This is a genomic window from uncultured Aureimonas sp. (assembly GCF_913775355.1).
GTDB lineage: Bacteria > Pseudomonadota > Alphaproteobacteria > Rhizobiales > Rhizobiaceae > Aureimonas.
The window spans coordinates 1-8,570 of sequence record NZ_CAJYIU010000220.1 but is presented as its reverse complement, the minus strand read 5'-3'; the positions used below and the strand labels follow the sequence as shown (position 1 = coordinate 8,570).

Annotated in this window: 8 protein-coding genes; 5 read left to right on the top strand and 3 right to left on the bottom strand. The window is 68.3% G+C overall.

The features are described from left to right. On the bottom strand, positions 1-840 hold an 840-nt coding region (locus tag QZ753_RS13485; protein ID WP_294644301.1), incomplete at its 3' end, for a CsgG/HfaB family protein. A gap of 8 nt (positions 841-848) precedes the next feature. Beyond that, positions 849-1,310 carry a hypothetical protein gene (locus tag QZ753_RS13480; protein WP_294644300.1) on the bottom strand — a complete coding sequence of 154 codons (462 nt, stop codon included), beginning with the start codon at positions 1,308-1,310 and terminating at the stop codon, positions 849-851. A gap of 327 nt (positions 1,311-1,637) precedes the next feature. Between QZ753_RS13480 and QZ753_RS13475 the strand changes: the two genes are divergently transcribed. The 5 genes from QZ753_RS13475 (at position 1,638) to QZ753_RS13455 (ending at position 7,553) form a co-directional block, all read left to right on the top strand. Further along, complete coding sequence (locus tag QZ753_RS13475; protein ID WP_294644299.1) at positions 1,638-2,489, top strand: DUF2793 domain-containing protein; 852 nt, start codon at positions 1,638-1,640, stop codon at positions 2,487-2,489. Between the two features lie 107 nt (positions 2,490-2,596). Further along, positions 2,597-3,733: an anhydro-N-acetylmuramic acid kinase gene (locus QZ753_RS13470; RefSeq protein WP_294644298.1), complete on the top strand. Its 1,137-nt coding sequence runs from the start codon at positions 2,597-2,599 to the stop codon at positions 3,731-3,733. 93 nt (positions 3,734-3,826) lie between these two features. Then, a complete protein-coding gene (locus QZ753_RS13465; protein WP_294644297.1) occupies positions 3,827-4,330 on the top strand; it encodes a 2Fe-2S iron-sulfur cluster-binding protein in 504 nt (167 codons plus the stop codon). Further along, entirely contained in the window at positions 4,327-5,310 is a 984-nt protein-coding gene (locus tag QZ753_RS13460; RefSeq protein WP_294644296.1) for a xanthine dehydrogenase family protein subunit M, read from the top strand. The genes QZ753_RS13465 and QZ753_RS13460 overlap by 4 nt, the downstream gene beginning before the upstream one ends. Continuing rightward, positions 5,310-7,553, top strand: a complete 2,244-nt coding sequence (locus tag QZ753_RS13455) for a xanthine dehydrogenase family protein molybdopterin-binding subunit (protein WP_294644295.1) — start codon at positions 5,310-5,312, stop codon at positions 7,551-7,553. Before QZ753_RS13460 ends, QZ753_RS13455 begins: the two co-directional genes overlap by 1 nt. A gap of 55 nt (positions 7,554-7,608) precedes the next feature. Here QZ753_RS13455 and QZ753_RS13450 read toward each other — a convergent pair. Next, positions 7,609-8,570, bottom strand: a 962-nt coding sequence (locus QZ753_RS13450; RefSeq protein WP_294644294.1) for a sugar kinase, incomplete at its 5' end; no start/stop codon positions are given.

The following is an 8,570-nucleotide window of genomic DNA, read 5'->3' as shown; positions in this document are numbered from 1 at the left end:
CGCCTTCTCCATCGCCGCCACGGCTTCGGCCGTCTTGGTGTGGTCGACATAGCCGTGGGCGCGGTCCACGAAGGTGCGGCACTCGGCGTAGTTGTCGGCCTTCATCACCTGCGTCAGCAGCTCGAAGGTCGCGAGGTTGAGCATCTGGCGCAGCGCGAAATGGATGGCCTCCCGCTCGCGCCCGCCAAAGTCGACATTGGTCAGCTGGTCGCCGATGAAGCGCCCGACGCCGATCCCGGCTTCCGACGAGAAGATCTGCTTCTGCAGCGGCACGTTCGCGACGATGAGGCCCGAGTTCGCGTCGGTCATCGCAAGATCGAGCCCGATCAGGATGCGGTTCTGGCGATACCGCGCCCCGACGCCTGCGACCTCGACCTCGGCGCCCGAGCCGGGGATGAAGTCGAGCGAGTTGATCGAGCCCGTGATGTAGAAGTTCGACGGGATCTGCCGCGACAGGTCGCGCACCCGCCACTCCGCCTCGGTCGTCGCCACGCGCGGGTCGCGCCGGTTCACCACCGTTGCCCCGGCGCGGAACAGCGCCGACTGGATCATGTCGCCCGCGCCCTGGCTGATGAACTTGCCGACGCCGCCGTCCGTGAAGCTTTCCTTCCCGGTCTGGTCGAGCACCGCGCCGACCGAGAACACGAGCTGGCGCGCGATCCGCCCGTTGAGGCAGGTCAGCGCCTTGTCGAACGGCGTGACGATGTCGCTGATCGGCGGACCCTGGACCAGCTTGGCGTTGCTCGTCGAACCCGCGACGCCGGGCGCTCCGGCGCAGCCCGACAGGACGCCGAGAGCGAGGATGGCCGAGGTGACGCGGGACAGGAACGCGGTCCCCATGGCTGGCCTCAGTTGCACGCGGGCGTCGGCGAACCGGGGAAGGCGGAGTCGATCGAGACGCTGCCGTCCTGGCAACCCGTCGACTGTGCCTCGTTGCTGTTCACCACGTTGATGTTCTTGCCGGAGACGTTCGTATTGTTCGTCGAGTTGTTGACGGCGCCGATCGCCGTCGTCTGCTGCCCGATCTCGTTCTTGGTGTCGTTGGTCTGGCGCTCGATGCGGTCGCCGTACTGCACGTTGCTGAAGGACGTGATCTGCGTCTTGCCGAGGGATTCGTAGTAACCCTCCTCGTTCTTGCGCAGGATGTCGGTCTGGAGGAGGCGGAGGTTCTTTTCGGAGGTCGAGTTGAAGCTGTAATTGCCGTTCCAGTCCGAGGCCGGACTGGCCGTGCTTTGTGCCGATGCCGCCGCCCCGCCGAAAAGCTGCAGGACGACGACGCTCCCCAAGATCCAGGACGATGAACCAGCCATGGATATTTCCCCTTATTCCGGGCGAGCAACGTCGTGCCCCGGACGCATGGTCCAGGACGTTGACGGCGACCCACTTCTTCTTGAGGACTTTCCCGAAGGACCGACCTTCCCCACGCAGCGAGCTATCCACGGATGGTCCGTCGCGTGCAACTTAAAAGTGTAACTGCACTTTTTGCACGCAACCGCTGTTGCGCTCCAGGCACAATCCTTGCGCGAGGCTGGGGGGATTCTTGCAACTTCATCAGGGTGGCGAATTACTCGCGGTCTATCCGCCCCCACCGCGCCGCGCCCAAGGTTGCGCCTCCTCCGATGAAGGAACGCGCGGCCATGTCCACCTCTCCCCGACTTTCCCTTCCGCTGCTGATGCCCCAGCAGGCGCAGCGGCACCTGACGCTGAACGACGCCTTCCGGCTTCTCGACGTGCTGGTCCAGACCGCCGTGGTCAGCGACACGATCGCGGTCGAACCGGGGGACGCTCGGGAAGGCGAGCTCTTCATCCTGCCGCCGGGCGCGGCAGGCGCGCGCTGGGGCACGATGCGACCGGGCGCGCTGGCGATGGTCGAGAACGGCGGGTTCGTCGAGATGCAGCCAGTGCTCGGCCAGATCGCCTATGTCGCCGACCGTCGCGCGCTGGTGCTGTTCGACGGTGAGGCCTGGGGTGCGGGCCCGTTCGCGGCGAGCGAGATCGATCGCCTCGGCATCAACGCGGCGCCGACGGACGAAAATCGCCTGACCGTCGCGGCCGATGCCGAACTTCTCACCTTCGACGCGCGCTCGCCCGGCACGGGCGATGCCCGGAAGGTGATCAACCGGCAAGGGCCCGGCCGCGTGGCGTCGGTCCTGTTCCAGACCGGTTTTTCGGGGCGCGCGGAGATCGGCCTCCTCGGCGACGAGCGCTTCGCGGTCCGCCTGTCCGCCGACGGGGCGAGCTTCCGCCCGGTGCTCGCGGCGCGCCCGTCCGACGGCTTTCTGTCGGTGGCGCACGATTCCGAGCCGGTCTGCGCGCTCGACGTGGGTGGCGCGGTGCGTGTCGCAACCTATCTGAAGGCGGCGCTTCCCGATGCGCAGGCAGGCGGTGGGCAGATCGTCCTCGTGTCCGACGAGGCGGGCGGCGCGGTGCTCGCCTTCAGCGACGGAGCCGTCTGGCGGCGGGTGACGGATCGCGCCATCGTGACCTGACGGGCGCGATGGGGGACGGCCCGTCAGCTTGGCGCCGGGCAAGGCATGCCACAGCCTTGCAGCGCGGCGATCAAGTCGCCAACGGCCAGACTTTGGAGACGAATGCGATGTCGATGTGGGCGATCGGGTTGATGACCGGGACGGTGCTCGACGGCAATGTCGACATCGCCATGCTCTGCACGGACGGTGAGACGATCCACGAGTTCGGCCCGACGCTGCTGGCCCCTTACCCGAAGGACATCAGGCCGCTTCTGAAGGAAACGCTGGCGGCGGCCGCTCGCTGGAATTTCGAGGGACCGGAGCCCGCGATCTTCGACACCGCTGAAGAGGCGCTGACGGCGGCGCAATCCGACGCCGTCGCCGCCTTCCTCGAGGACGAGGGGCTTCCGTCGGTCGATTGCGGCGTCGTCGGCTTTCACGGGCAGACCGTGCTGCATCGCGCGGCGACGCCCGAGCGCCCCGGCGATACGAGGCAGCTCGGCGACGGCGACGAGATGGCGCGCCGCCTCGGCATTCCCGTCGTGTTCGACTTCCGCAGCCGGGACGTCGCCTTCGGCGGGCAGGGCGCCCCCTTGGCGCCGATCTACCACAAGGCGCTCCTCTCGCGGATCGGCGCGGGCGAGGAGACCGCCTTCCTCAATCTCGGTGGTGTCGCCAACATCACGTGGGTGTCGGCCGACGGTGAGATGCACGCCTTCGACACCGGGCCGGCCAATGCGCCGCTGAACGACTGGATGCATGCCCGCGCCCGGCAGGACATGGACCGCGACGGTCTGACCGCCGCCACCGGCCATGTGGATGAAGAGCGGCTCGCTAAGCTCCTCGAGCATCCGTACCTGTCGGAGCCTTATCCGAAATCCCTCGACCGCAACGACTTCACCGCGCGCATGGCCGACGGCCTGTCGCTGGAGGACGGCGCGGCGCTCCTGACCGCCTTCACGGCCGGGGCCATCGGCAAGGCGCTGGACCTTTTGCCCAAGCGCCCGACGCGGCTGGTGGTGGGCGGGGGCGGGCGGCGCAACCCGGTCCTGATGCGCGAGATCGCCAAGCGTGCGGGCGTCGAGACGGTCGATGCCGATGCGCTGGGCCTTCGGGGCGACGCGATCGAGGCGGAGTGCTTCGCCTTCCTCGCGGTTCGCGTGCTGCGCGGGCTTCCGATCAGCTTTCCGTCGACCACGGGCGCGCCCGAGCCGCTGACCGGCGGGCGCATCGCGCGACCCGCCGGACAGCCCGCGACGGCCTGACGCGCGAAAAAGCTCGGTCCCCTTCCTTTCCGCGCATCCAAGCCGCTCCAACTGCGTTCCGAACTTGGAAACGTTACAGAGAGCGGTACGCCCATGCGATTGAAGGTCAACGGATCGGAGCACGATCTCGACGTGGACATCCGCACGTCGCTGCTCGACGCCCTTCGCGATCACCTCGCGCTGACGGGCTCCAAGAAAGGGTGCGACCACGGACAGTGCGGCGCTTGCACGGTGCTGATCAACGGGCGCCGGGTGAACTCATGCCTGTCGCTTGCCGTGATGCACGAGGGCGACGAGATCACCACGATCGAAGGCCTCGGCGCGCCGGGCCACCTGCACCCGATGCAGGAGAGCTTCCTCCACCACGACGGCTACCAGTGCGGATACTGCACGCCGGGCCAGATCGTCTCGGCGGTCGGCATGCTGGGCGAGGCGAAGGACAACTGGCCGAGCCACGCCACCGAGACGCTGGACGGCAAGGTCGAGCTGACCGACGCCGAGATTTCCGAGCGCATGAGCGGCAACCTCTGCCGCTGCTCGGCCTATCCCAACATCGTCGACGCGATCCGCGACGCCCACGGAAAGGGCGCGGCATGAAGACCTTCGATTACCAGCGCGCGTCGAGCACGCAGGAAGCCGCAGCCGTCGCAGCCGATGCCGCGACCAAGTTCATCGCCGGCGGCACCAACCTTCTCGACCTGATGAAGCTGCAGATCGAGACGCCGAGCCGGCTCGTCGACATCACGCGCCTGCCGCTGAAGAGCATCGAGGCGGACGGCGAGGGGGTTCGCATCGGCGCTCTCGTCTCGAACAGCGAGCTCGCCGCGGACGAGCGGATCCGCCGGGATTACGAGGTTCTGTCGCGCTCGCTCCTGTCGGGCGCGTCCGGCCAGCTTCGCAACAAGGCGACGACAGGCGGCAATCTCCTGCAGCGCACGCGCTGCGGCTACTTCTACGAGACCAGCGCCCGCTGCAACAAGCGCGAGCCGGGCTCCGGCTGCGACGGACGCGACGGCTTCAACCGCATCCTCGCGATCCTCGGCACCTCCGATCACTGCATCGCGACGCACCCGTCCGACATGGCGGTCGCGATGCGCCTCCTCGACGCCGAGGTCCTGACGATCAAGGCCGACGGTTCTGAGCGCACGATCCCGATCGCCGAGCTTCATCGCATGCCCGGCAACACGCCGGAGATCGAGAACACGCTCGAAGCCGGCGAACTCATCACCGGCATCCGGCTGCCGAAGCCGCTGGCGGGCCGCCACCTCTACCGCAAGGTGCGCGACCGCGCGTCCTACGCCTTCGCCCTCTTCTCCGTCGCCGCCGTCGTGCGGATGGAGGAGGGGCGCATGGCCGATGTGCGGCTCGCCTTCGGCGGGATCGGCACGGTGCCGTGGCGATCGAAGGGCGTGGAAGAGGTGCTGATCGGCGAGGCGCCCGGCGAGGTGGTCTTCGCGCGGGCGGCCGACCTTCTGCTGAAGGACGCCAAGGGCTACGGCGACAACGACTTCAAGATCGACCTGGTGCGCCGGACGCTTCCCGCGGTCCTGGCCGACGCCACGCGCGGAGACGCCTGATGGACACGACCCACAGCTACAAAATGGACGAGCCGATCGGCGAGACGCGTCTCGACCACGCCGTCCAGAACGTCATCGGCAAGGGCGTCGACCGTTTCGAGGGGCCGCTCAAGGTGTCGGGCCGCGCGCCCTATGCCTACGAGAACCTCGCCGGCGAGAAGGTCGCCTTCGGCTACATCGTGCTGTCGACCATCGGGGCGGGCAAGGTGACGTCGATCGACACGATGCGGGCGCAGTCGCTGGCCGGCGTCCTGACGGTCGTCGTCGACAAGCGAAGCCCGCGCGCCTCCGCCGATCCGAACGATCCGGCGCCCAAGCCCGCCGAGGGCGAGGTGACGCACTACGGCCAGCCGGTTTGCCTCGTGGTGGCCGAGAGCTTCGAGGTGGCGCGCGACGCGGCCAAGCTCGTCGATGTCGAGTACGAGAAGGCGGAGGGTCGCTTCGATCCTGTCGCGCTTCAGGACGAGAGCCACGTGCCGCCGGACGGCGCCATGCCGACGGTCACTGAAAAGGGCGATTTCCAGAAGGCGTTCGGCGAGGCCGCCGTCACGCTCGACGCGACCTACACGACGCCGAGCCAGAGCCATTCGGCGATGGAGCCGCACGCGGCGGTCGCCCATTGGGACGGCGACAAGCTGAAGCTCTACGGCTGCTACCAGCTCGTCTCCACCAATGTCGGCCAGCTCGCCAAGGCGCTCGGCATCTCGAAGTCCAAGGTCGAGATCGTCGCGCCCTATATCGGCGGCGGCTTCGGCGGCAAGCTTGGCATCGGGCCGGAGTCGGTCTTCGCCGCAATGGCTGCGAAGGAGACCGGGCGCCCGGTCAAGATCGCGCTGACCCGCCAGCAGGTGTTCCAGGCGACCTCGCGCCGTTCGGACACGATCCAGCGCGTGCGCCTCGGCACCACGAAGGACGGCGTGATCACCGCGATCGGCCACGAGACGATCACCAGCAACACGCCGGGCGACGAGTTCTTCGAGCCGGCGGGCATCTCCACCGTCTTCCTCTACGGCGGCGAGAACCGGCTGGTCGCCCACAAGAAGACCGACGTGAACATTCTCCTGTCGTCGTCGATGCGCGCGCCGGGCGAGGCGGTCGGCATGCTCGCGCTAGAAAATGCGATGGACGAGATGGCCGAGAAGCTCGGCCTCGATCCGATTGAGTTCCGCAAGCGCAACGAGCCCGAAGTCGACCCGCAGGACGGCCTGCCGTTCTCCTCGCGCAAGCTCGTCGAGTGCATGGACGAGGGCGCCCGGCGGTTCGGCTGGGACAAGCGCAACAAGCAGCCGGGCACCCGCCGCGAAGGCGAGTGGCTGATCGGCATCGGCATGTCCTCGGCCTCGCGCAAGAACATGATCCAACAGTCGTCGGCCCGCGTCACGCTCTCGCCCCAAGGCGAGGCGCTGATCGAGACCAACATGACGGACGTCGGCACCGGCACCTACACGATCCTGCAACAGATCGCGGCCGAAGTGCTGGGCCTCCCTCTGGAGAAGGTTTCGGTGCGGCTCGGTCACTCCAACGATCCGGATGCACCGGGATCGGGCGGCTCCTGGGGTGCCAATTCGTCGGGCTCGTCGGTCTTCGTCGCCTGCGAGGGCATCGTCGAGGCGATCGCCAAGAAGCTGAAAGTGAAGCCGGACGAGGTGACGCTGAAGGACGGCACGGCGATCGCCGGCAACCGCCAGACCAGCCTTGCCGACATTCTGGCTGGCGAACCGATCGTGGTGACCGGCACGTTCAAGCCGGGCAAGACGTCGAAGAACACCCATCAGGCGAGCTACGGCGCGCATTTCTGCGAGGTCGCGGTCAACGCCTATACCGGCGAGACACGCGTGCGACGGCTTCTCACCGTCGCGGCGGCGGGGCGTATCCTCAACGAGAAGACGGCGCGATCGCAGTGCTACGGCGGGCAGATCTTCGGCATCGGCACGGCGCTGACCGAGGAGCTGGTCGTCGACAAGCGCACCGGCCTGATGGTCAACCACGACCTCGCCGAATACCACCTGCCGGTGAACGCCGACGTGCCGCAACTCGAGGTCGTCATGCTGGAAGAGCGCGACCACGCGGCGAGCCCGCTGGCCGGCAAGGGCATCGGCGAGCTCGCGATCTGCGGCGTCGGCGCGGCCGTGACCAACGCGATCTACAACGCCTGCGGCGTTCGCGTGCGCGACTACCCGATGACGCTCGACAAGGTGCTGCGCGGCATGCCGCGCCAGAGTGTGGCGCAGGCGGCGGAGTGACGCCTCACCGATAAGACGAAGGGCGCGGGGCCATGGGTCCCACGCCCTTTTCAGTTCAGGATAGGGGGCCGTCCGGCCAGGCCGTCGCCTCGCGTCCGACGATCGCGCCGTATTCGCCGATCACGGCCGACGCCATGCGGTGGCCGGCCTCGGCCGCGCGGTCCAGCGAGCCGCCTTTCAGCACCACGGCCATCGCCGCGCCGTTGAAGCTGTCGCCGGCCGATGTCGTGTCGACGATGCGCTCGGCTTTGCGACCGGCGATCTCGCGCACGTTGCCCGGCTCGGCGACGACGGCCGGTTCGCCGCCGGACTTCACGATGGCTGCCGAAGCGCCGAACGCGAGGAGACGCTCCGCCGCCGCGTGGGCATCGCGGTCGCCGTAGAGGGCCTGCTCGTCGTCGAGGCCGGGCATGGTCAGCGTCGCGACGCCATGGGCGGCTGCGATCGTCTCGCGCGCGGCGTCGACGCTTTCCCAAAGGCGCGGTCGGTAGTTGCCGTCGAAGCCGACGATGCGGCCGGCCCCCTTCATCTGCTGCCCAAGCTCCAGCAGGCGCCGGCGGCCCTCGGGCGGCAGGATCGCCAGCGAGATGCCGGTGAAGTAGAGCGCGTCGAACAAGGCGAGTTCGTCGGCCAGTGCGTCTTCGCGCCCGTCTGTGAAGAGCCGCCGTGCAGCGGCGGTCGAGCGCCAGTAGGCGAAGGACCGCTCGCCGTGCGGATCGCGGCTGATGGCGTAGAGGCCGGTCGTCTCGCCGGAGGCGAGGTGGACATGGTCGGTCCGCACGCCTTCCGCCTCGATGAAGGCGGGGATTTCGCGGCCGAATGGATCGTCGCCGAGGCGCGTGACGTAATGGACCTCGACCGCCGGGTCGCTGCCGAGCGCACGGCGGCAGTAGACGCCGGCGTTCAGCGTGTCGCCGCCGACCGTCCGGTGCATGGTGCCGGGGGCTTCGCCGGGCTTCTCGTAGAGTTCGATCATGCACTCGCCGAGGAAGGCGATGCGGAGCGGCCCGGCCATCA